A 21,129-nucleotide genomic window follows, 5' to 3' on the forward strand; every position below is an offset into this window, starting at 1 on the left:
GCGATAAACAAATGCGAAATAAGTAGTTTGTGTTTTAAGGAGTGCCCTTCACAATCCGCCAGCGCCTCTTCAACAACACTATTTTTGCTCCATCAACACACTTGCTATCCCTATGGCCCGCATCATCATCGTTCCCGGCTGGCGTGACTCCGGCCCTGGTCACTGGCAAAGCCTGTGGGCCGACACCTTGCCGGGCGCCGTGCGGGTGCAGCAGGACGACTGGATCACGCCGTCACGCAGCGCCTGGGTGGCGGCGATCGCGCGCACCATACTCGAACAAGCAGGCCCGGTGGTGATTGCTGCCCACAGCCTGGGCAGCATTGCGACCACCCATTTGCCGCCGCAAGCGAGCGCACGCATCCGGGGTGCGCTGCTGGTGGCGCCGGCCGACCCGGAGCGCCGGGGCGTGCTGGCCGACTTTGCGCCGGTGCCCTACCAGCCGCTGCCGTACCGCAGCATCATCGTCGCCAGCAGCAACGATCCTTATTGCCCGGTCCGTACCGCAGGTGCTTATGCCCGCGCCTGGGGCTCCGAGTTTGTGCGGCTGCAAATGGCCGGCCACATCAATATCGAGGCCGGCTTCGGACCCTGGCCACTGGGGCTGGCGCTGTTGCAGTCTCTGATCGGAGACAGCCAATTGCTGGCCTCGTCCACCCCTCAATCGCATTCGAAATCGCAACTGGAATCCGTATGAACCTGAAAAGAAATATAGCCCTGGCCCTGGCCAGTCTGGCGCTGACCGCCGGTAATTTGGCGGTGGCGCAAACCACTTTGCTGAACGCCTCCTACGACGTGGCGCGCGAGTTCTACAAGGACTACAACACTGCCTTCATTGCGCACTACAGGAAGACCACCGGCAAGGAGGTCAAGATCGACCAGGCGCATGGCGGCTCCAGCGCCCAGGCGCGCGCCGTCAACGACGGACTGGACGCCGATGTGGTGACCATGAACACCACCACCGACATCGAGTTTCTGGCCAGTACCGGCGTGGTGGCCAAGGACTGGGCCAAGCGCTTCCCGGGCAATGCCTCGCCCACCAGCTCCACCATGCTGTTCCTGACGCGCAACGGCAACCCGAAACACATCAAGGACTGGGACGACCTGGTCAAGCCCGGCGTGCAGGTGATCGTGGTGAATCCGAAGACCGGCGGCAACGGCCGCATGGCCTATCTGGCGGCCTGGGGCTATGTGCGCAAGAAAGGCGGCAGCGACGCGCAGGCCGCCGAGTTTGTCGGCAAGCTGTTCAAGAACGTGCCGGTGCTGGCCAAAGGCGGGCGCGATGCCACCACCATCTTCCTGCAACGCAATATCGGCGACGTGCTGGTGACGTTCGAGTCCGAAGTGGTATCGGTGGAGCGCGAGTTCGGCGCCGGCAAGGTCGATGCCGTGCACCCCTCGGTCAGCATCGTGGCGGAAAACCCGGTGGCGGTGGTGGAGCGCACGGTAGCCAAAAAGGGCACTGGCGAACTGGCCAAGGCCTATCTGGACTATCTGTATTCCGACGAAGCACAGGAGATTGCCGCCAGACACGCGCTGCGCCCGCGCTCAGCCGCCATCCTGAAGAAATACGCCAGCACGTTCAAGCCGATTCAGTTGTTCCCGGTCAGCGAGTATTTCGGCTCCCTGTCGGAAGCGCAAAAAGTGCACTTCAATGACGGCGGCCAGTTCGACAAGCTCTACGCCGTCAAGTAAATGACCGCTGCCACGATTTCCGCGCTGCCGGTGGCACCGGGCCAGGCCTCGCGCAAGCGGCCGACCCGGCGCGTGCTGCCGGGCTTCGGCTTGACGCTGGGCTACACCCTGCTGTACCTGAGCCTGATCGTGTTGATTCCGCTCTCGGCCCTGCTGTTCAAGACCTTCACGCTGAGCTGGGAGCAGTTCTGGGCCGCGGTGACCAGCCCGCGCGTACTGGCCTCCTACCAGTTGACTTTCGGTGCCTCCTTGCTGGCGGCGCTGGTGAACGTTTTTTTTGGCCTGCTGCTGGCCTGGGTGCTGGTGCGCTACCCGTTCCCCGGCAAGAAGATCATCGACGCGCTGGTGGACCTGCCGTTTGCCCTGCCCACTGCGGTGGCCGGCATCGCGCTCACCGCCTTGCTGGCCGGTAACGGCTGGGTCGGCCAGGTGCTGGAGCCGCACGGCATCAAGTTGGCCTTCAACCGCATGGGCATCGTGATCGCGCTGATCTTCATCGGCCTGCCGTTTGTCGTGCGCACCGTGCAGCCGGTGCTGGAAGACGCCGAGAAAGAGCTGGAAGAAGCCGCCACCTGCCTCGGCGCCACGCGCTGGCAGACTTTTCGCTTTGTGATTTTTCCCACCATTGCGCCGGCGCTGTTGACCGGCTTTGCCATGGCTTTTGCGCGCGCGGTCGGTGAATACGGCTCGGTCATTTTCATCGCCGGCAACATGCCCATGGTGTCGGAAATCACGCCGCTGATCATCATCGGCAAGCTGGAGCAGTACGACTACGCTGGCGCCACCGCGGTGGCGGTGGTGATGCTGCTCATCTCCTTCGTGCTGCTGCTGTTCATCAACGCTCTGCAGGCCTGGCAGCGCCGGCGTTCCGGAGGCGGGACATGAGTAAATCCCCCACCGGCGAAGTTGCGTGGGTGAAGTGGACGCTGATCGGTCTCGCGTTGGGCTTCGTCTTTTTGTTCCTGCTGCTGCCGCTGGCTGCCGTATTCACCGAGGCCTTGCGCAAAGGCTTTGCGGCCTACCTGGAAGCGCTGCAAGAGCCCGATGCCTGGACGGCGATCCGCCTGACCCTGCTCACGGCCGCCATTGCCGTGCCGCTGAACCTGGTGTTCGGCGTGGCCGCGGCCTGGGCCATCGCCAAATTCGAATTCCGCGGCAAGGCCTTGCTGACGACGCTGGTGGACCTGCCGTTTTCGGTCTCGCCGGTGGTGGCGGGCCTGGTCTACGTGTTGCTGTTCGGCGCCCATGGCTGGATCGGCCCCTGGCTGCAGGCGCACGACATCAAAATCGTCTTCGCGGTGCCGGGCATTGTGCTGGCCACGGTGTTCGTCACCTTCCCGTTCATCGCCCGTGAGCTGATCCCGTTGATGCAGGCGCAAGGTACCGAGGAAGAGCAGGCCGCCATGGTGCTGGGCGCCAGCGGCTGGCAGACTTTCTGGCATGTGACGCTGCCCAACATCAAATGGGGCCTGGTCTATGGCGTGATTCTGTGCAACGCCCGCGCCATGGGCGAGTTCGGCGCGGTGTCCGTCGTCTCGGGCCACATCCGTGGCCAGACCAACACCATGCCCTTGCATGTGGAAATTCTGTACAACGAATACCAGTCGGTGGCGGCTTTTGCCGTGGCCTCGCTGCTGGCGCTGCTGGCGGTTGCCACGCTGTTGATCAAGTCGGTGGTGGAGTGGCAGTTCGAGCGGGAGCAAAAGGCCGCCGCTCAATTGCCGCCGGAGAAACCGCGATCTTGAGTGACTTGTCATTGCGGCCCCGGATCAGGTCCGGGGTTTCAGCACCCGCAATCCAGTGGCTGCGTGGCACTGGATCCCGGATCGAGTCCGGGATGACAGCTTTGGAGCCCGGAATGACAACCTTGAAATCGAAGAGAAACTGATATGAGCATCCAAATCCGCAACGTCAGCAAACAGTTTGGCGATTTTCACGCGCTGCGCGACGTGTCGCTGGACATAGCCTCGGGCGAACTGGTGGCGCTGCTGGGGCCGTCGGGCTGCGGCAAGACCACGCTGCTGCGCATCATTGCCGGCCTGGAGACGGCTGATATGGGCAGCATCCTGTTCAGCGGCGAAGATACCACCGAGGTGCATGTGCGCGAGCGCAATGTCGGCTTTGTGTTTCAGCACTACGCGCTGTTTCGGCACATGAGCGTGTTCGACAACGTGGCCTTCGGTCTGCGCATGAAGCCGCGCGCCAGCCGCCCCAGCGAAGACAAGATCAAGCAGAAAGTGCATGAGCTGCTGGGCCTGGTGCAACTGGACTGGCTGGCGGATCGCTATCCGGCGCAACTCTCGGGCGGGCAGCGCCAGCGCATCGCCCTGGCGCGCGCGCTGGCGGTGGAGCCCAAGGTGCTGCTGCTGGACGAGCCCTTCGGCGCGCTGGACGCCAAGGTGCGCAAGGAGTTGCGGCGCTGGCTGCGGCGCCTGCACGACGACTTGCACGTGACCAGCATCTTTGTCACGCACGATCAGGAAGAAGCGCTGGAAGTGGCCGACCGCGTGGTGCTGATGAACAGCGGCGTGGTCGAGCAGATCGGCTCGCCGCAAGAGGTCTGGGACCACCCGGCAAGCCGCTTTGTCTACGGCTTTTTGGGCGACGTCAACCTGTTCCATGGCCGGGCTCACGAAGGCGAGATGCTGATTGGCGAAGACCACCACGGTTTGCGCCTGACCACGCCCGAGCACGGCGACGCACAAGACGCCAAAGCCTTTGCCTACGTGCGCCCGCATGACCTGGACGTGCAACGCTACACGCCTGGCTTGAACGCGGCGGACCAGCCGCGCGGCATTCTTGCCAAGCTGACGCGCGCCATTGTGGTGGGGCCCATTGCGCGGCTGGAGTTAATGCCGCTCGACGCGTCCACCGGCAATGGGGAGCTGATCGAAGCGCAGATCCCGGCGCAACAGTTCCAGGCACTCGGTTTCAAGACCGATGAGGCTTTGGTGCTGACGCCGCGCAAGGCACGGGTCTTTGTGGCTTGAGGAGGCTGGGCGGCACCGCGCCTACCGGCGTTTGCGCGGGTAAAACACCAACGCCTGCGTGGCCGACGGGGACGCCTTGGGCTGGGCCTGATCACAGCCACTGCATTGGCAGCCGGCGGCGGCACTGGCAGTGTTCTCCAAAATCGACACCAGTGACGGGGGCAATGGCAAACGCAGCAAGCCCTTGGCGAGTGCGCGGCAGGCGGCTTGGGGCAGCAGGCTCCAGGCCGTGTACCCAAAGCAACCGGCCACCACCGCGAACACGATCAGGGATTGGAGCGCCATTGCTTAGGCCCCCATCCACAGCGTGAGGCGGTAGGTCGCAAACGCCGCCGCGTAAGCCAGCACAAACAGGTACAGCGCCATGAACAGCGGATAGCGCCAGGAGTTGGTCTCGCGCCGCACTACGGCCAGCGTCGACAGGCACTGCGGCGCAAACACAAACCAGGCCAGCAGTGCATAAGCGGTGGCAAGCGACCAGCCCTGCGCGATCACCGGCGACAAGGCGTCGGCCACCGATTTGTCTGCCGCCGACAGCGAGTAGACCGTCCCCAACGCCCCCACCGCCACCTCACGGGCCGCCATGCCGGGCACCAGGGCGATCGAGATCTGCCAGTTGAACCCGATCGGCGCAAACAGCCATTGCAGCGCATGGCCCAGCAAGCCTGCCACGCTGTACTGGATGGCAGGGCCTTGGCTGGCGTCCCAACCGGCCGGCGGCGCCGGGTAAGTCGACAAAAACCACAGCACCACCATCAACGCAAAGATGATGCCGCCGACCCGGCGCAGGAAGATGCGGGCCCGCTCCCACAAACCCAATCCGAGGTTGCGCAGGCTGGGCAGGCGGTAGGGCGGCAGTTCCAGCATCAGGGGCTGGTAGCCGCTTTTCATCCAGACCCGCTTGAAGACCCAGGCCACGCCCATGGCGGAGACGACACCGGCCAGATACAGGCCAAACAAGGTCAGGCCGCGTAGGCTGAGCCCGCCGATGTCACGCTGCGGCACAAAAGCACCGATCAGCAAGGCATAGACCGGCAAACGCGCCGAGCAAGTCATCAGGGGCGCCACCATGATGGTGGCCAGCCGGTCCTTCCAGTTGGCGATAGTGCGCGTCGCCATGATGCCCGGAATGGCGCAGGCAAAGCTGGACAGCAAGGGAATGAAGGCGCGCCCCGACAGACCCACCTTGCCCATCAGGTTGTCCAGCAGAAAGGCCGCGCGCGGCAGGTAACCGGAGTCTTCCAGCAGCAGGATGAAGAAGAACAGGATCAGGATTTGCGGCAAAAACACCAGCACACCGCCGACCCCGGCAATCACACCATCCACCAGCAAGCTGCGCAAAGGCCCGGCCACCATATGGGCGATGGTCCAGTCGCCCACCGCCGCCATCGCGCCCTTGATCAGATCCATGGGCAGGTTGGCCCAGGAAAACACCGCCTGAAAAATCAGGAACAACACCGCTGCCAGTATCACCAGCCCCCCTACCGGGTGCATCACCACGGCGTCCAGCCGGTGCTGAAAACGGCTCAAGGTCGGCGCCGTGGGTGCCACCAGGGCCAGGATGCGGCGCACTTCGCGCTGCAGATCGGTTGATGTGACCGGCGTCGGCTCGGCGACCGGGCGCGGCTGCGTTGCGCCGGGGTTGGCAAACTGTAGTTCGAGCTGGGTCAACAACTGCGCATGGCCATCGTGCCTGACGGCCACCGTTTCCACCACCGGGCAAGCCAACTCCAGCGCCAGCCGGGCCAGGTCCAACTTCAGGCCCTGGGCGCGCGCCACGTCGGCCATGTTGACCGCCACCAGCAGCGGTTTCCCGGTGCGCTTGAGCTCCAGCACCAGCCGCAGGTTCATGCGCAGATTGGTGGCATCGACCACCACCACGATGACGTCGGGCGCCTGTTCCCCGGCACGCCGGCCTTCGATTACTTCCAGCATCACCTGCTCGTCCGGCGTCGCCGGCGACAAGCTGTAGGCGCCCGGCAAATCCACCACCGACACCGTCTGGCCGTTGCGCAGGCGCGCCTGGCCGACCTTGCGCTCGACCGTGACACCGGCGTAATTGGCCACCTTCTGGCGCGCGCCGGTGAGCAGGTTGAACAAGGCAGTCTTGCCGCAGTTGGGGTTGCCCACCAGCGCGATGCTTTTGAAGGCGGCGAGTGAACCGGCTACGGCGGCGTGGGACATAAGAACCTCAGGCGCCGCGGGCTTCGACACTGTGCACTTCGATGCACTGCGCTTCCAGCAGGCGCAGCGCCAGCAGCGTTTCGCCGACCTGCACGGCCAGCGGCTCGCGGCCGCCGGGACCGCGCCGCAACAGGCGAACCGGCTCGCCGGCGATGAAGCCCAACTCGCCCAGACGGCGCAAAGTGGCGGCGCCGACCTCGGCGGAAGTCGACACCACACGCGCCACCAGTGCGTGCGAGCCCTTCGGTAATTGAGACAAAAGCATGCAGCAGACCCCTAAAAGTACCGGACCGGGTTGGACTGGTCCAAATGCAAATGAGATTCTATCGCATTTAGAATTTGCAACAAGAACATTGCCAGAGCACCGATCCAGCAGATCGGGCAAGCGCTGCTGCGGCTTTGCTATCGGTTTGCGGGGTTGGCCAGCAGGCCGCAGCCGCGCAGAATCAGCGACACCACATGCTCAGTGGCACGGGCGTGGTCCTGGGCCGTCAACTCGGGCCGACCCAGCACGGCGCGCACCTGGACGTCGAAGTCGGCATAGGTCTGGGTCGCCGCCCAGATGGTAAAGAACAGGTGCACCGCGTCCACCGGTGCCATGCGGCCGGCGCGAATCCAGCCGTCAATCACCGCTACCTTGGCCGCCACCATCTCGCGCAACTCGGTGGCCAGCAGGGTTTTCACCACCGGCGCGCCATGCAGCAACTCGTTGGCGAACACCTTGGAGGCGTGCGGGCGTTGCGCCGACAAAGCCATTTTGGCGCGGATATAGCGCTCGATCGCGGTCCTGGGATCGGCCGCCGCCGTAATGCCATGGGTGGGCACCAGCCAGTCTTCCAGAATGCGCGCCAGCACGGTACGGTAAAGCTCCTGCTTGCTGCCGAAGTAGTAGTGCAGGTTGGCCTTCGGCAGGCCGGCGGCCTCGGCAATCGCCGCCATGGTGGCACCGCCAAAACCGGCGCCGGCAAACACGCGTTCGGCGGCAGCCAGAATCAGGGCTTCATTGGCCTGGCGAATCTGGCCTTTGGACGCCTCCTCGGCGGCAACCGCCGACTTGCTGGTGGAGAGAGGAATCATCTGGGACATCCAACATCTGACAATCGCTTGCGTACTGCGCCGGCCCGCTTGCGCAAAGCTGCGGCCGGTCGCGCCAATTCTGGAAAAAAGGGGTCCTACCCGTCAGGATAAGACCCCCGATGACAGCAACGGTGGCTTACTTGGAGGCGGCTTCCCACACCACGTGCGAGTAAGCGGCCTTGCCTGGATCCTTCTTGATCACCGGCGAGCTGCCGGCGGCCAGCAACACTTTGACGGTGCGCTCAAAGGCGGCCGGCTCCAGGTAGCCCATCTTGGGCGTGCCAGCGGTGCTGATCAGCTTGGCCACGTTTTCCATCTGGCGCTTCTGCACTTTTTCAGACGCGCTGCCGGAGGTATCGGCTGCCACCACGATCTTGGCGGCTTCGGCCGGGTTCTTCACGGCGTCGTTCCAGCCCTTGAAGCTGGCCTTCAGGAACTTGCCCATGCGCGCCACGAAAGCCGGGTCCTTGAGTTTGGAGTCGAGCACATACAAGCCGTCCTCCAGCGAAGCGACGCCTTCTTTTTCATAGAAGAAGGTGACCAGATCGCTTTCCTTGACACCGGCATCCACCACTTGCCAGTATTCGTTGTAGATCATGGTGGAGATGCAGGCGGCCTGGTTCTGCAGCAGCGGATCGACGTTGAAACCCTGCTTCAGGATCTTGATGTCGGTGTCGGTCTTGAGACCCAGCTTGGCCATCCAGTTCAGGAACGGATACTCGTTGCCACCGTACCAGACACCCAGGGTTTTGCCCTTGAAGTCCTTGGGACTGGCAACGCCGCTGGATTTCTTGCAGGTCAGCATCAGGCCCGATTTGTTGAACACCTGGGCGATGTTGACCAGCGGCACACCGGCTTCGCGCGCGGCCAGGGCATCGGGCATCCAGTTCACCACCACGTCGGCACCGTTGCCGGCAATCACCTGCACCGGCGAGATGTCCGGGCCACCCGGTTTGATCGTCACGTCCAGGCCTTCGGCCTTGTAGTAACCCTTGGATTGGGCCACGTAATAACCGGCAAACTGCGCTTGCGGCAGCCATTTGAGCTGGACAGTGACCTTGTCCACCGCGCTGGCACTGGCGCCGCAGACAACCAGCAGCGCGGCCAGCAGGCTGTTGGTGAACTTGGAAGAACGAATCATGGGAAGCTCCTTGGGGGTGGTGAAAAAGAGAATGCGCCACAGCTGTCATCCCGGCGCAGGCCGGGATCCACTTGACGCCAGCATGGATCCCGGATCAAGTCCGGGATGACAGAATTTCTGACCTGGATGAACGCCGTAGACATCAGCCCTCCCGCACCGACGGGTGCCAGAACGCGGCACGTCGCTCCAGTTGCACCAGCAAGGCATAGGCCACGGAACCGGTCACGGCCGCCACCACAATGGCGCCCCAGACCAGGGGCATGTTCATGCGCGAGGCTTCGGTCGAAATGCGAAAGCCCAGGCCCGACGTGGGCGAGCCGAAAAACTCGGCCACGATGGCGCCGATCAGGGCCAGTGTGGCATTCACCTTGAGGGCCGCAAACATGAAGGGCAGTGCGGACGGCAAACGCAGCGCCAGCAGGGTGCGCCCATAACTGGCGGCATAACTGTGCATCAGCTCACGCTCGAGTTTGCCGGCGGCCTTGAGCCCGGCCAGGGTCGACACCAGCATCGGAAAAAAAGTCATCAGCACGACCACCGCCGCTTTGGACTGCCATTCAAAGCCAAACCACATCACGGCGATCGGCGCCACCGCCACCAGGGGAATGGTGCTGGTCAGGGAGGCCAGCGGCAGCAGGCCGCGTTGCAGGAAGGGCAGGCGGTCAATCGCCACGGCCACCGCAAACCCCAGCCCGGAACCCAGTGCCCAACCGATCAGCACCGCCTTGAGCACCGTTTGCACAAAGTCGCTCCACAAGGTGGGCCCATGGTCGGCGATCGATTGCAGGATCAGGCTGGGCGGCGGCAGCAAGACCCTGGGTACCTCCAGCACCACCACCAGCAATTGCCAAAAATAGACCACCCAGACGCCAAACAGGGCCGCCGTCAACAGGCCATAGATGCGGGCACCATCGAGTGCCGCCAGGCGCCGGATCGACTGCAGCGCCAGCAGCGCCAGCGCCGTCGTTGCCAGCCAGAACAGCGGCGTCGGCGCCTCACCGGCGGCGACGGGGAATTGCATCAGCAGGGCGCCGCCCGCCAGGCCGGCCAGCACCAGCAGCGCGGTGGCCCTTGTGCTGCGCTTCATGCCTGGCTCCGGTGCCGCAACACCACGCGTTCAACGCCCGCCACCACGCTGGTCAGGGTCAGGCCCAGCAGAGCAGACATCACCAATGCCGACCAGATCTGCACGGTGTTGCCGTAATAAGAGCCGGTCAACAGCCGCGCGCCCAAACCGGCCTGCGCGCCGGTGGGCAATTCAGCCACCATGGCGCCCACCAGACCGGCGGCGATGCCAACCCGCAGTGCGGGAAACAAGAATGGCAGGGCCGCCGGCAGCCGCAACAGCCACAAAGCCTGCCAGCGGCTGGCGGCATAGGTGTGCAACATCTCGGTCTCTATGCGCTGGGGCGAGCGCAGCCCCTGCACCATGGCCACCGTGACCGGGAAGAAACACAGGTACATGGCGATCACGGCCTTGGGCGCCACACCGGCAAAACCCAGACTGCCCAGAATCACCAGCACGATAGGCGCGATCGCCAGCACCGGCACCGTTTGCGAGGCCACGATCCAGGGCAGCAAGGCCCGGTCCAGCGTGCGTGAATGAACGATGCAGACCGACAGCAGCAGGCCCAGCAGGGTGCCCATCACAAAACCCCACAGCGTCGACTCGGCCGTCACCGCCACGTGGTACAACAGGTTGCGCGGCGAGTCCAGCGGCCAGTCGAGCAGGCTGGACCAGAGATCGAGCGCCACCTGATGGGGCGCCGGCAATAGCGGGCGCTGCATCACCATGGTGGCCTCCAGCAGATCGCGCCAAGTCCACGCCCCATCCTGGGGCAGCACGCGTTCGATCGCTCCCGGCGCGTTGAGCGCCCAGGCGGCGCCGTACCAGGCCAGCAACAGCGCCAGCAGCAGGATCGCCACCGGCAAGCCCTGCTGCCGGAACCGCGCCACCGGGTTTTGCCGCCAGGTGTCAGTCATGATGGCCATCGGCCAAGGCCTCGCGCACGGCGTGCGCCACTTCGATGAAAGCCGGGGTGTCGCGCAAGCCCAGATGCCGCTCGTCCGGCAACAGCGAGTCAATCACCTTGACGATGCGCCCCGGCCGCGGCGACATGACCACGATGCGGGTCGACAAATACACCGCCTCGGCGATCGAGTGGGTGACAAACACCACCGTGCGGCGTTCCCGCTGCCACAGCTGCTGCAACTGCTCGTTGAGCCGGTCGCGCGTGATTTCGTCCAAGGCACCAAAAGGTTCATCCATCATCAAAATGCGCGGCTCGAATGACAGCGCCCGCGCAATCGAGACGCGCTGCTGCATGCCGCCGGACAGCTGCCACGGGTATTTGCTCTCAAAGCCGGTCAGCCCGACGCGGGCCAAGTGCTCCAGCGCGATGCTATTGCTGTCGGCCCTGGAGCGGCCCTGAATCTGCAAGGGCAGGGTGACGTTGGCCAGCACCGTGCGCCAGGGAAACAAGGCCGGCGCCTGAAACACATAGCCGTAAGCGCGGGCCAGCCGGGCCTGATGCGGCGTCACGCCGTTGACCAGCACCTGGCCGGCGCTGATTTTTTCGAGATCGGCGATGACACGCATCAAAGTGGTCTTGCCACAGCCCGAGGGGCCGATCAAGGCGATGAATTCGCCCTCATGAATATCCAGGTCGATATCCTCCAGCGCATGCACCGGGGAATCCGCCGTTTGGTACACAACGCTGGCGTGGCTGACCTCGACGGCCAGCCGCCCGCGGTGGCTGGCGGCGGCCGGCAAGCTTGACAACGCTTCAGGATTTTTCATTGACACGCACGATAAAGGTTGGGCCGCACCATAAGGAAGCGGAGCCAGCGGGAAGTTAACCGACCGGTCAACTTATTCTAGCGACGCAAGCCAGTTTCGTGCCAAGAAACTCATCAGGGTTTGTACCGTGGCTTGGCGCCCATGGTCAGACGCGCCGGGCTTTACGCAGCCTCCCGGGCCAGGGCCTTGAGGGCGGCTTTGTCGACCTTGCCGATGGGCAACATCGGCAAGGCGTCGACCATCACGACCCGCTTTGGAATCTTGTAATTGGCCAGCCGTTCACGGCAGTAAGGCAACAGGGATTGCAGCTCGGCGGCGTTGCCGTTCAAGACGACGAAGGCAACGCCAACTTCCCCGAACAAGGGGTCCGGCACATCGACCAGCGCCACCTGGCGCACCTCCGGATGGCTTTCGATCACCTGCTCCACCTCGCGTGGATAGACGTTGTAGCCGCCCGACTTGAACATCTCCTTGCAGCGTCCGGCAATGCGCCACGACCCGTCGGTGTTTTCCACCGCCAGATCGCCGGTCTTGAACCATCCGTCGCTGCTGAAGGCAGCGCAGACGGCCTGGGTGCTGCGATAGCCGTCGAACATCCACGGATCCTTGATCTGGACCTCACCCACTTCACCGGGCGCTACCAGCGCTTGCGTATCCGGATCCGCAATGCGCAGTCCGCGTTCCGGATCCGGCCAGCCGACACTCTGGTGCAGCGAAGCCGGGTCAGACGTCAATTCGGACAGCGTAATCGCGCCCACGCTTTCGGTCATCGAATAGTCAACCGCCAGCTTGCTGGCGACGCGGGCCAATTTCGCTATCAGTGCCTCCGAGGCACGGCCACCGCTCCAGATCGCCGCCTGCAGATGCGACCAGTTGGTGCTGGCAGCTTGCGGCGCATCCAGACACATTTGAAACATCGCCGGCGCCTGATACCAGTAAGTGAGCCGGTGCCGCTCTATCGCCTCCAGCGTGCCGCTGGCGCTGAATTTTTCCAGGAATACCTGCGCCCCGCCGCTCACCAGGCAGGTGCAGACAATATCGCCCAAGCAGCCGATGTGGTTGATCGGCAGGTTGTTGATGGTGCGAAACGGCTCCACCTTCCAGACCCGCGCGCGCATCAGGGCGCCCTTGATCAAGGCACGGTGCGACAAGCACGCAGCCTTGGGCTTGCCGGTGGAGCCCGAGGTGTAGACCAGGGCCGCAACAGCGTTCTGCGGCTGCGTTGCCGGCTGCGGCTCGGGCTCGCGCCTGGCGTCCAGCGCCGGCGCTGCAAAGACCGCAAAGTCGGACGGCGCCTGGACCTGGCCGAGCCAGAAAAACTGGCTCTCAAGCAACTCCGGCAGGGCGGCAACAGCCGCCAGGTCTGCGCCGTAGTGCCGCTCGGCCAGGGTTTGCCGGGACAGGACCAGCTTGGGCCTGGCATCGCTGAGAACATCGGCCAGTTCATGCCGTGTGTACTTGGGATTGAGGCCTAACCAGCTGGCACCGACCTGCTGCGCGGCAAGGAACAGGACCAGAAAATCGATCGAGGGCGGCGCCAATACGGCGATCACGTCACCGTCCCGGACCCCCTTGGCGGTCAGGCCGCCGGCCGCGGCAGCGACCCGTTGCGCCAGTGCGGCATAGCTGAGGCAGCGTTCCGCCTCGATGGCGGCATCGGCGGCTGGCGTCTTGTCTGTCCAATAGCTCAGGTAGTGCTCGATCCGGTCCAGCGCCGGCGCTGTTCCCAGGGTGTATTGGGTCAATGGGTTGCGCGGTCTGGTCATTGAATTTCCTGGGCTGTTGCCGGGGCGGCTCCGATCCGGCGCGCCTCGGCTTCGATATAGACCCGCATTTCCGGCAGCACCAGGTCCGCCACGGCCAGCACCGCGCAAGCCGGTCTGATCCGGGCAAAGGTTTCCCGGTGCGCCCTGGCGACGTCATCCAGATCCTGGAATGAGCGCAAATAGATGCGGGTGCGGACAATGTCACCGGCGCTGAAGTGAACCTTGGCCAGCGCCTGCGTGATGTTCTTGATGCATTGACAGGCCTGCGCGTAGGCATCGCCGACGCCCACCATGACGCCTTGCGAATCCAGCGGTGCGCAGGCCGAAACCCAGGCCTCGTTGCCGATGCAGACGACGCGGGAGAAGGCCAGCATGTCGTCCCAGGGCGTGAACGCCTTGACGCAGATTTTGCCGCCGGTGCGGCTTGGGTCATCGGAATCCGGATTCATGGAAGTTTGCGCATAGAACACCTTGGCGCCATTCTTGTTTGCGTCGCGTAGGACCTTATTCAAAAGGCTGATGAACTAATAGCCTACTACCGCGCCGTCACGGCGCGGATCGCTGGCGCCGGCCCAGGCGTCGCCGCAGCGCGCAATGGCAAAAGCACCGCCGAAGTCGAGGCCGGTCAGGCCCGGGCTGTCGGCCCGATGACCCAGAGCACGCAAGCCGGCGGCCAGCCCAGGCTCAAAGCCGGGCTCGAAATCGAGTTGCACCGAGCCGTGCGCATGCTCCACCTTCCAGCGCGGCGCCTCGACCGCGCGCTGCACATCCCAGCCGGCATCGATCATGCGGGTCAGCAATTGCACCTGGCCTTGCGGCTGCACCGGCCCGCCGGTCACGCCCAGGCTGGCCCAGGCCTGCCCGTCGCGCAACACCAGTCCCGGAATAATGGTTTGCAGCGGCCGCTTGCCGCCAGCGACCTGATTCGGGTGCCCCGGCTGCAACGAAAAGCAGCCACCCCGGTCATTCAGATGGATGCCGGTTCCGGGCACCACCACGCCGGAACCAAAGCCAAAGAAGGTCGACTGGATCAGCGACACCAGACGCCCATCGGAGTCCGCCGTGGTCACGTAAACCGTGCCGCCCCAGGGTGGTTTGCCGCCACCGAAATCCTGCGCCCGCGTCGGGTCGATGCGCTGGCCCATGGCTTGCCGCTGTGCCAGGTCCAGCAGAGGCGCCAGTGCGGCGGCCGACAGCGCATCGCTGCCCAGCGTGGCGTAGCCGTGCGCAAACGCCAGTTTGATGGCCTCGACCTGGCGGTGCGTCCAGGCCACCGATTCGACCGCGTCGGGCGCCACCGGGCACAGGTCCAGCAAGGCCAGCGCCAGCAGCGTGACCAGGCCTTGCGTGTTGGGCGGCAGGCCCAGCACCGTGCAATCGCGGTAGGGGACGCACAGCGCTTGCATCGACTCGGCGCGCTGCTGGCGCAGATCCGCCGCCGACAGAACCGCACCATGGGCTTGCGCCGCCTCATGCAGCGAACGCGCCAGCTCGCCCTGGTAAAACGCGGCGCCACCGGAATCGGCAATCAGCTGGAGCGAGCGCGCCAGTTGAGGGTTGCGGAATGTTTCACCGGGCTGCGGCGCACGCCCCAACGGGGCAAAGACCGGCGCGAAGTCGTCGGCAAAACCGGGCACGTCCTTCAACCGGTTCAGTTCGCGTGCCCATTTCCCGGCCACCACCTGGCTGACCGGAAATCCGTCCTGGGCGTAGGCTATGGCGGCCTCGAACAGCTGGGCAAAAGGCAAGGCACCGAAACGCTGGGACAGTTCCACCCAGCCCGACACGGCACCCGGCACGGTGACGCTGTCCCAGCCGGTCAACGGCATTGCGCTACGGCCGGCGAAACGCGCCGGCGACCAGGCGGCGGGCGCGGCGCCCGAGGCGTTGATCCCATGCGCCTGCTGGCCGTCCCAGACGATGGCATACAAGTCGCCGCCGACGCCGTTGCTGACCGGCTCCACCACGGCCAGTGCGATGGCCGTCGCCAGCGCCGCATCGACGGCATTGCCGCCGCGCCGCATGGCCGCCAGCCCGGCCTGCGCCGCCAGGTGTTGCGATGTGGCGACCAGATGGCGGGCGATCGTGGGCGGACGCTGCATCATGCTCTATTCGGGCTTGATGTTGCGCGCCGCCACGATTCGGCGCCAGTAGGTTTCAACCTCCTGCATATGCAGCGCAAGCTCTTTTTGCAGTCCCGGCGCCGGGACCACGCCAAACTTCGCCAGGCGCTCCTCGGTCGCCGGCGCGTGCAAGGCCTTGTTCAAGGCGGCGTTGAGTTTTTCCACCAGCTCCGGCGCGGTGCCGGCCGGTGCAAACAGGCCCAGCCAGAGCGACGCTTCGAATTTCTTCAGCCCGACCTCTTCCAGCGTCGGGATGCCGCTCAAACCCTTGATGCGGGAGCGCCCGCCCGATGCAATGATCTTGATCTTGCCGGCATCGGCCTGCGTGCGCGCGGTGACCACGCCGTCGAACATCATGTCGATTTGTCCGGCCACCAGGTCTGTCATGGCCTGTCCGGTGCCGCGATAGGGAACGTGGACGATGAAGGTGTTGGTCTCCAGCTTGAACGACTCCCCGGCCAGGTGCGCCAGTGTGCCGACGCCCGACGACGCGTAGGACAGGCGCCCGGGATTGCTGCGCGCAAATTCGATGAACTCCTTGATGTCCCTGGCCGGCACCTTGTTGGAAATCGCCAGCACCGTGGGCGAGACGCCTATCATGCCGACCGGCACGAACGAGCGCTTCGGGTCGTAGGGAATCTTCTGCCCCAGCAGGGTCGGCAGTGAATGGGTGCTGGTGCTGCCCAGGGTCAGGGTGTAGCCATCCGGCGCGGCCTTGGCGCCGGCATCGCTGCCGATGGTGCCCGCTGCGCCGGCCCGGTTGTCGATGATGACGGCTTGCCCCAGCGACTCGCGCATGCCTTCGGCCACGACGCGCGCAATCACGTCGTTGGGGCCGCCGGGCGGGAACGGCACGATCAGCCGAACCGGCCGATTCGGGAAACCCTGCGCCTGCACCAGAAAACTCCCCAGCAAGGCGGCGCCGGCGAGCAGCGCCTTGAGTCCGCCGCTCCACCTGAATCGTGGCACGGCGCCGGTCGGCAACGTGGCAGTGTTGGCGCTGCTCATTTACTTGCGCACCATCATGATCAGCCAGTCGGCCAGCAGCGCCGGCTTGGCCTGGCCTTTGATTTCGACCGTCGTGGCCAGCGTGTTCAAGGTTGTCTTGTCGTTCTTCCGGGTTAGCTTTTTGAGCACGAAGGTGGCCCGGATTTCGCTGCCCACCAGCACCGGGTTGACCAGCCGGACCCGGTCGAAGCCGTAATTCAGTGCGTAGGCCTGGTTGTCCGGGCGCGGTAGGGCCTCGTTCAGCAGATAGGTCAGCATGGACAGCGTTTGAAAGCCGAACATGATCGGTTGCCCAAACGGACTGTTCTGCTTGCACCACGCCGGGTCCACGTGCATGTGGTCCCAGTCGTTGGTGTTGCGGGCAAAGCCGTCGATGCGTTCCTGGTCGACCTGGAACCAGGGTGATTGCCCCACCACCTTTCCCACCAGATCTTGCGGACGGTCGGTGACAAACAAGGACAAGGCCGGTTTCAGAGCTTCAGTCATTTTGTCGGGCGTGCCATCTGGCAGGAAGTGGGTTGCGCGGCGACGTAAGACTCCATCACGCTGTCCGGGGCAAAGCCGAAGCCGGTGCCCTCGACGTCATACTTGACTTTCTTCCCGTCGACCTTGGCGAAGGTGGTGACCATGATCGCCTGTTGCAATTGATGGTCGCCGCGGCGCATTTCTTCTTCCCCTGACACGCCTTTGATTTTCAGACCCTCCATCGCCTGGGCCACGGCAATGGGCTCGACCGACCGGGCCTTGGCCACCGCGGCGCTCAGAAAGGCCATCGTCGAATAGACGGAGGCACGGGCGAAATCTTCCTTGTACTTGGCCTTGAAACCGGCGGCGACCGGCTCGATGGTGCTTTTGTCGGAATTGCGCGACCAGTTGCTCACGTTGTGCACCCGCCCTTCACCGGCGGCACCAAAAGCGGCCGGGCTGCCGACCAGGTCGCCGTAAAAGGTATAGAAGTTCGCTTTCAGATTGGCGTCCTTGGCGGCCTTGATCAACAGGACCAGGTCGTTGCCCCAGTTTTGCGTGATCACCGTATCGGCGCCGGAGCTGACGATTTTTGCCACATAGGGCGAGAAATCTTTCACCTGGCCCAGCGGGTGCAGGTCGTCACCGACGATCTTCAGGTCTTGGCGTTTGCGCGTCAGCATGTCCCTGACGTAGCGCGCCGACTGCTGGCCGGCCGAATAGTTTTGATGGATCAGGTAGACGTTCTTGATTCCCTTGTCCTTGGCCAGGTAAGTGGTCAACGCCTCCACCTTCATGGGCACATTGGCATCGAAGGAGAAATGCCAGTAACTGCACTTCTCATTGGTCAGCGTGGGATCGACCGCGCCGTAGTTCAGGAACAGCACCGAGCGATCGGGCTCGCGCTCGTTATGCTTGTTGACGGCATCGATCAAGGCCAGCGCCGCACCCGACCCGGAAGCGCCCAGGGTGACGTAACGGATGCCCTTGTCGATGGCGCTCTTGAGCACCGTCAGCGTCTCCTGCGGCGTGCCTTTGGAGTCGAACGGCACGACCTCGAACTTGACATTGGGGCCGGCCGCCTTGCTGGCATTCATCTGCTCGACCACGTACTCGAAATGCTTGAGCTGATTGGCGCCGACGTTGGCAAAGGCGCCCGAGAGCGGATCGATATAGCCGATACGCACCGTTTGCGCCAGCGTCGGCGCGGCATAAAGCGCCGCCGCGATTCCCAGCGAAATCATGGTTGCGCTCAATTTCCTGATTCTTGTCTGCATGTCTGTCTCCTTAAAAATTTGTCAAACCATTGCCTTGCGACTGTCCCCAGCAAGCCTCAAAGCGACCGGAAGTAGGCGGCACCGGCGGGCGCGCGGTGCGCCGTGCCATAAGTCTTGGGACTGGGGTAGTACTCGGCGTTGAGCTGCACCTGGGAGGCCACCGCCTCGCCCGCTTCCCCTGCGATCAGCGCCAGCGTGGCATCGATGCCGGCCGAGACACCGGCCGAGGTCCAGACCTTGCCGTCCTGCACAAAGCGTTGCTCCAGCACCTCGACCCCGGCCTGGCGCAGCATGCCGATCACCTTCCAGTTGGTGGCCGCCTGGCGCCCCTGCAACAAACCGGCCGCCAGCAGAATGAAGCTGCCCGAGCAGACCGAGAGAATGGCCCGCACCTGCTCCGAGCGCTGCCGCACGAAATCCGTCAACAGCGGGTTCTTCATCTCCTCGAACGCCGCATAGCCGCCCGGCACCAGCAGGTACTTCAGGGCGCCGCAGGTGGCGAAGGTCTGGTCCGGCAGCACCCGCATGCCATGCGCGCAACTGACCGGCGCGTCGGACTGCGCCAGCAGCACCGGTTTCGGACCGCCGCCATACTTGTGCCACATGCCCGCCATCTCCCAGGGACCCTGAAAATCAAGCTCCTCGACACCGGGATAGATCAAAACGCCGAACACCATGGGCTCCGGTGGGTCAGACGAAAGTCAGCAGGCGGCGCGGATTGCCGACCAGGATGGCGTCGATCTCGGCGGCGGAAAAGCCGCGGCTCGCCATCAACGGAATCACGTTGCTGAAAATATGCGCGTAACCGTGGCCGCCGAAACGGGTCAGGCGGGTCCGGTAGCAAATATCGTGACTGATCAGGATGCGCTCCAGATGGCCGCGCGCTATCAGTTGGCGAATCATTTTCAGCCGCACGGCGTCGTTGGGCAGGTCGATGTCGGCCAGCGCGTAATACGATTGCTCGATGCCGAACAGGTCGAATTCGATCACCACGCCGGCGTCGGCCAGGCGCAGCAGGCGCTCCTCGTCGAAGATCGTGCGGTCGATGTGGCTGATGATGACGCGCGACGGGTCGGCCCCCAGCGCGCGCACGAAAGTCGCCACTTCCTGCGGTTGGTCGGGGTGCCGCCCCGGATGCACATTGAGCGCCGCGCCGGTCTCCGCCATCGCCAGCACCGCGCCGGCCATGACGCGCTTCTCCAGATCGGTCCAGGGCGTCTGGCAGCCGATCTCGCCGATGATGCCGGCGCGCACATCGGTGTTCCAGGCGCCGACCTGAATCTGGTCGATCATCTCGCCGGCAAAACTGTCGACGCCGCGCTCATGGTTGGCCGCCGGCTGGTATTCGTGCACATAGTGACCACAACCCATCACCACCTGCACGCCGGCGTCGCGCGCCAGCGCCACCAACCCGTGCGGCCGCGGATCGAGCCCGCCGGAAGACAACTCCACCACCGTGCGCCCGCCGGCCGCCGCCATCAGGCGCAGCTCTTCGGTGGCACAGGCCTCGTCGCTCAGCCGGTAATTGCCATAGGCCTTGCGGCGCCCGTAGTTGATGGCAAAACAATTGCACAAGCTGATTTCCGGCCCCTGGTCGGGATCGGCACGCATGCCGGGCGTGCGGATGTCCCACAACAGGTGTTCGTGCATCAGCGTCGGCCCCAGTTCAGCCGGGTCCAGCAACCCCAGCACGGTCTGCGCCCGTCCCCGCATCTCGGCACGTGTCAGCCGCGTCATGGCGCCGTCCTCTCAAATGAGGCAACGAATGGATTGTTCCCGCAGCGCGACGCTGCGCTGTCGGCAGGGGTTGGAAAGTCCATGGTCATCGGTGCAGGCAATTTGTTTCTGACGTATGTGTCAATAAATAATAACACATATGTCAGGTTTTGCAAGTACACCATTCCTGCCGCCTGTTTTCACGTTCCTTGGACTTGCGTCGATACCGGCCAGAGCGAGCCAGGCCGACGCAGATTGCCTTCGCAAGTCAAGAACTGAGGCTCGGGCGTGTGGGGGGTCGAGGGCGCCGGGCTGAGTGACTCCGCGAATGTCACCCGGCCTGCGGCCTCCTTCTTTTACAGGGACTTCCCACATAGTCAAGTAGCGGTTTTTGGTTTTGGTTTTCTTTCTTGATAAACGGTATGCCTGCGTTCGCGTGCTTTGAAGCGGCGGTAAAACTCGGAACAGACTGCAACATCTACAGACGGCCTTATTGCACTGGCATGTTGCCGTGCGGACCCAGATACGAACCGCTCAGCGGGGCTCCATTCATTTCCCGTGGTATTCACCGCAATCGGTGCCACGAAGGAGGAGTCGAGCTTGCCCGCTGCCGGTCTGACCTGTTTACTGCATCTTCGAATTCACGTCTGGCAGGACATCTTCAACAAACTTTTCTTACTGGCTTACGACGCTGTCACGCCGGTACTGCAGCGATCTGAGGCATCGCCGCTGGCGGTTTCACGCTGACGTGGTTTGCATCAAAGGTTATGGTGAATAAGTAGCGTCAAAACGTCGGCACCAGCGCACGGCACCGAAGTTTTGCAAAGTCGGGTTCAAATTGGCGCTTTTTTGTGACCCATCGGGCCTGTTTCTTGGGCCTCTCGCCCCGT

Annotated in this window: 21 protein-coding genes; 5 read left to right on the top strand and 16 right to left on the bottom strand. The window is 64.0% G+C overall.

Annotated elements, in window-relative coordinates; genetic code table 11:
- Positions 1-112 precede the first annotated feature (112 nt).
- From PHS32_RS13630 to PHS32_RS13650, 5 genes are all read left to right on the top strand, one after another.
- A complete protein-coding gene (locus PHS32_RS13630; RefSeq protein WP_301079551.1) occupies positions 113-694 on the top strand; it encodes an alpha/beta hydrolase in 582 nt (193 codons plus the stop codon).
- Positions 691-1,692, top strand: coding sequence for a sulfate ABC transporter substrate-binding protein (locus PHS32_RS13635; protein WP_301079552.1), 1,002 nt, complete (start codon positions 691-693; stop codon positions 1,690-1,692). The genes PHS32_RS13630 and PHS32_RS13635 overlap by 4 nt, the downstream gene beginning before the upstream one ends.
- Entirely contained in the window at positions 1,693-2,577 is an 885-nt protein-coding gene (gene cysT, locus PHS32_RS13640; protein WP_301079553.1) for a sulfate ABC transporter permease subunit CysT, read from the top strand. It abuts the gene before it with no gap.
- The gene (cysW, locus tag PHS32_RS13645; RefSeq protein ID WP_301079554.1) at positions 2,574-3,437 is read left to right on the top strand and encodes a sulfate ABC transporter permease subunit CysW; all 864 of its coding nucleotides are present in this window, start codon (positions 2,574-2,576) and stop codon (positions 3,435-3,437) included. Before cysT ends, cysW begins: the two co-directional genes overlap by 4 nt.
- A gap of 144 nt (positions 3,438-3,581) precedes the next feature.
- Positions 3,582-4,682, top strand: a complete 1,101-nt coding sequence (locus PHS32_RS13650; RefSeq protein WP_301079555.1) for a sulfate ABC transporter ATP-binding protein — start codon at positions 3,582-3,584, stop codon at positions 4,680-4,682.
- Positions 4,683-4,703: 21 nt separating this feature from the next.
- Here the strand turns inward: PHS32_RS13650 and PHS32_RS13655 are convergent, their stop codons facing one another.
- The 16 genes from PHS32_RS13655 to PHS32_RS13730 form a co-directional block, all read right to left on the bottom strand.
- A complete protein-coding gene (locus PHS32_RS13655; protein WP_301079556.1) occupies positions 4,704-4,967 on the bottom strand; it encodes a hypothetical protein in 264 nt (87 codons plus the stop codon).
- A 3-nt stretch (positions 4,968-4,970) separates the two neighbouring features.
- Complete coding sequence (locus tag PHS32_RS13660) at positions 4,971-6,866, bottom strand: ferrous iron transporter B (protein WP_301079557.1); 1,896 nt, start codon at positions 6,864-6,866, stop codon at positions 4,971-4,973.
- Between the two features lie 7 nt (positions 6,867-6,873).
- On the bottom strand, positions 6,874-7,131 hold the full coding sequence (locus PHS32_RS13665) for a FeoA family protein (protein WP_301079558.1): 258 nt from the start codon (positions 7,129-7,131) through the stop codon (positions 6,874-6,876).
- Positions 7,132-7,268: 137 nt separating this feature from the next.
- Entirely contained in the window at positions 7,269-7,943 is a 675-nt protein-coding gene (locus PHS32_RS13670) for a TetR family transcriptional regulator C-terminal domain-containing protein (protein WP_301079559.1), read from the bottom strand.
- Between the two features lie 136 nt (positions 7,944-8,079).
- On the bottom strand, positions 8,080-9,084 hold the full coding sequence (locus tag PHS32_RS13675; RefSeq protein ID WP_301079560.1) for an ABC transporter substrate-binding protein: 1,005 nt from the start codon (positions 9,082-9,084) through the stop codon (positions 8,080-8,082).
- 142 nt (positions 9,085-9,226) lie between these two features.
- Positions 9,227-10,171 (bottom strand): ABC transporter permease, encoded by a 945-nt coding sequence (locus PHS32_RS13680; RefSeq protein ID WP_301079561.1) that lies wholly within the window; start codon positions 10,169-10,171, stop codon positions 9,227-9,229.
- Entirely contained in the window at positions 10,168-11,067 is a 900-nt protein-coding gene (locus PHS32_RS13685) for an ABC transporter permease (RefSeq protein ID WP_301079562.1), read from the bottom strand. The genes PHS32_RS13680 and PHS32_RS13685 overlap by 4 nt, the downstream gene beginning before the upstream one ends.
- Positions 11,060-11,884, bottom strand: coding sequence for an ABC transporter ATP-binding protein (locus PHS32_RS13690; RefSeq protein WP_301079563.1), 825 nt, complete (start codon positions 11,882-11,884; stop codon positions 11,060-11,062). Before PHS32_RS13690 ends, PHS32_RS13685 begins: the two co-directional genes overlap by 8 nt.
- Before the next feature lie 161 nt (positions 11,885-12,045).
- Entirely contained in the window at positions 12,046-13,650 is a 1,605-nt protein-coding gene (locus PHS32_RS13695; RefSeq protein WP_301079564.1) for a class I adenylate-forming enzyme family protein, read from the bottom strand.
- Positions 13,647-14,099 carry a Rid family hydrolase gene (locus tag PHS32_RS13700; RefSeq protein WP_301079565.1) on the bottom strand — a complete coding sequence of 151 codons (453 nt, stop codon included), beginning with the start codon at positions 14,097-14,099 and terminating at the stop codon, positions 13,647-13,649. Before PHS32_RS13700 ends, PHS32_RS13695 begins: the two co-directional genes overlap by 4 nt.
- Positions 14,100-14,174: 75 nt before the next feature.
- Positions 14,175-15,755: a gamma-glutamyltransferase family protein gene (locus PHS32_RS13705; RefSeq protein ID WP_301079566.1), complete on the bottom strand. Its 1,581-nt coding sequence runs from the start codon at positions 15,753-15,755 to the stop codon at positions 14,175-14,177.
- A 3-nt stretch (positions 15,756-15,758) separates the two neighbouring features.
- Positions 15,759-16,781: a tripartite tricarboxylate transporter substrate binding protein gene (locus tag PHS32_RS13710; protein ID WP_301079567.1), complete on the bottom strand. Its 1,023-nt coding sequence runs from the start codon at positions 16,779-16,781 to the stop codon at positions 15,759-15,761.
- Positions 16,782-17,267 carry a MaoC family dehydratase gene (locus tag PHS32_RS13715; protein ID WP_301079568.1) on the bottom strand — a complete coding sequence of 162 codons (486 nt, stop codon included), beginning with the start codon at positions 17,265-17,267 and terminating at the stop codon, positions 16,782-16,784. It abuts the gene before it with no gap.
- Complete coding sequence (locus tag PHS32_RS13720) at positions 17,264-18,523, bottom strand: branched-chain amino acid ABC transporter substrate-binding protein (RefSeq protein WP_301079569.1); 1,260 nt, start codon at positions 18,521-18,523, stop codon at positions 17,264-17,266. The genes PHS32_RS13715 and PHS32_RS13720 overlap by 4 nt, the downstream gene beginning before the upstream one ends.
- Before the next feature lie 56 nt (positions 18,524-18,579).
- Positions 18,580-19,200, bottom strand: coding sequence for a DJ-1/PfpI family protein (locus tag PHS32_RS13725; protein WP_301079570.1), 621 nt, complete (start codon positions 19,198-19,200; stop codon positions 18,580-18,582).
- Between the two features lie 13 nt (positions 19,201-19,213).
- Positions 19,214-20,260: an aryldialkylphosphatase gene (locus PHS32_RS13730; protein WP_301079571.1), complete on the bottom strand. Its 1,047-nt coding sequence runs from the start codon at positions 20,258-20,260 to the stop codon at positions 19,214-19,216.
- Positions 20,261-21,129 lie beyond the last annotated feature (869 nt).

Source organism: Rhodoferax sp., from assembly GCF_028714215.1.
Taxonomy (GTDB): Bacteria; Pseudomonadota; Gammaproteobacteria; order Burkholderiales; family Burkholderiaceae_C; genus Rhodoferax.

Bases quoted from the DNA above. Each gene is read 5' to 3' on its own strand.
- PHS32_RS13630 (WP_301079551.1), top strand. From the start codon at position 113: ATGGCCCGCATCATCATCGTTCCCGGCTGGCGTGACTCCGGCCCTGGT.
- PHS32_RS13635 (WP_301079552.1), top strand. From the start codon at position 691: ATGAACCTGAAAAGAAATATAGCCCTGGCCCTGGCCAGTCTGGCGCTG.
- cysT (WP_301079553.1), top strand. From the start codon at position 1,693: ATGACCGCTGCCACGATTTCCGCGCTGCCGGTGGCACCGGGCCAGGCC.
- cysW (WP_301079554.1), top strand. From the start codon at position 2,574: ATGAGTAAATCCCCCACCGGCGAAGTTGCGTGGGTGAAGTGGACGCTG.
- PHS32_RS13650 (WP_301079555.1), top strand. From the start codon at position 3,582: ATGAGCATCCAAATCCGCAACGTCAGCAAACAGTTTGGCGATTTTCAC.
- PHS32_RS13655 (WP_301079556.1), bottom strand. From the start codon at position 4,967: ATGGCGCTCCAATCCCTGATCGTGTTCGCGGTGGTGGCCGGTTGCTTT.
- PHS32_RS13660 (WP_301079557.1), bottom strand. From the start codon at position 6,866: ATGTCCCACGCCGCCGTAGCCGGTTCACTCGCCGCCTTCAAAAGCATC.
- PHS32_RS13665 (WP_301079558.1), bottom strand. From the start codon at position 7,131: ATGCTTTTGTCTCAATTACCGAAGGGCTCGCACGCACTGGTGGCGCGT.
- PHS32_RS13670 (WP_301079559.1), bottom strand. From the start codon at position 7,943: ATGATTCCTCTCTCCACCAGCAAGTCGGCGGTTGCCGCCGAGGAGGCG.
- PHS32_RS13675 (WP_301079560.1), bottom strand. From the start codon at position 9,084: ATGATTCGTTCTTCCAAGTTCACCAACAGCCTGCTGGCCGCGCTGCTG.
- PHS32_RS13680 (WP_301079561.1), bottom strand. From the start codon at position 10,171: ATGAAGCGCAGCACAAGGGCCACCGCGCTGCTGGTGCTGGCCGGCCTG.
- PHS32_RS13685 (WP_301079562.1), bottom strand. From the start codon at position 11,067: ATGACTGACACCTGGCGGCAAAACCCGGTGGCGCGGTTCCGGCAGCAG.
- PHS32_RS13690 (WP_301079563.1), bottom strand. From the start codon at position 11,884: ATGAAAAATCCTGAAGCGTTGTCAAGCTTGCCGGCCGCCGCCAGCCAC.
- PHS32_RS13695 (WP_301079564.1), bottom strand. From the start codon at position 13,650: ATGACCAGACCGCGCAACCCATTGACCCAATACACCCTGGGAACAGCG.
- PHS32_RS13700 (WP_301079565.1), bottom strand. From the start codon at position 14,099: ATGAATCCGGATTCCGATGACCCAAGCCGCACCGGCGGCAAAATCTGC.
- PHS32_RS13705 (WP_301079566.1), bottom strand. From the start codon at position 15,755: ATGATGCAGCGTCCGCCCACGATCGCCCGCCATCTGGTCGCCACATCG.
- PHS32_RS13710 (WP_301079567.1), bottom strand. From the start codon at position 16,781: ATGAGCAGCGCCAACACTGCCACGTTGCCGACCGGCGCCGTGCCACGA.
- PHS32_RS13715 (WP_301079568.1), bottom strand. From the start codon at position 17,267: ATGACTGAAGCTCTGAAACCGGCCTTGTCCTTGTTTGTCACCGACCGT.
- PHS32_RS13720 (WP_301079569.1), bottom strand. From the start codon at position 18,523: ATGCAGACAAGAATCAGGAAATTGAGCGCAACCATGATTTCGCTGGGA.
- PHS32_RS13725 (WP_301079570.1), bottom strand. From the start codon at position 19,200: ATGGTGTTCGGCGTTTTGATCTATCCCGGTGTCGAGGAGCTTGATTTT.
- PHS32_RS13730 (WP_301079571.1), bottom strand. From the start codon at position 20,260: ATGACGCGGCTGACACGTGCCGAGATGCGGGGACGGGCGCAGACCGTG.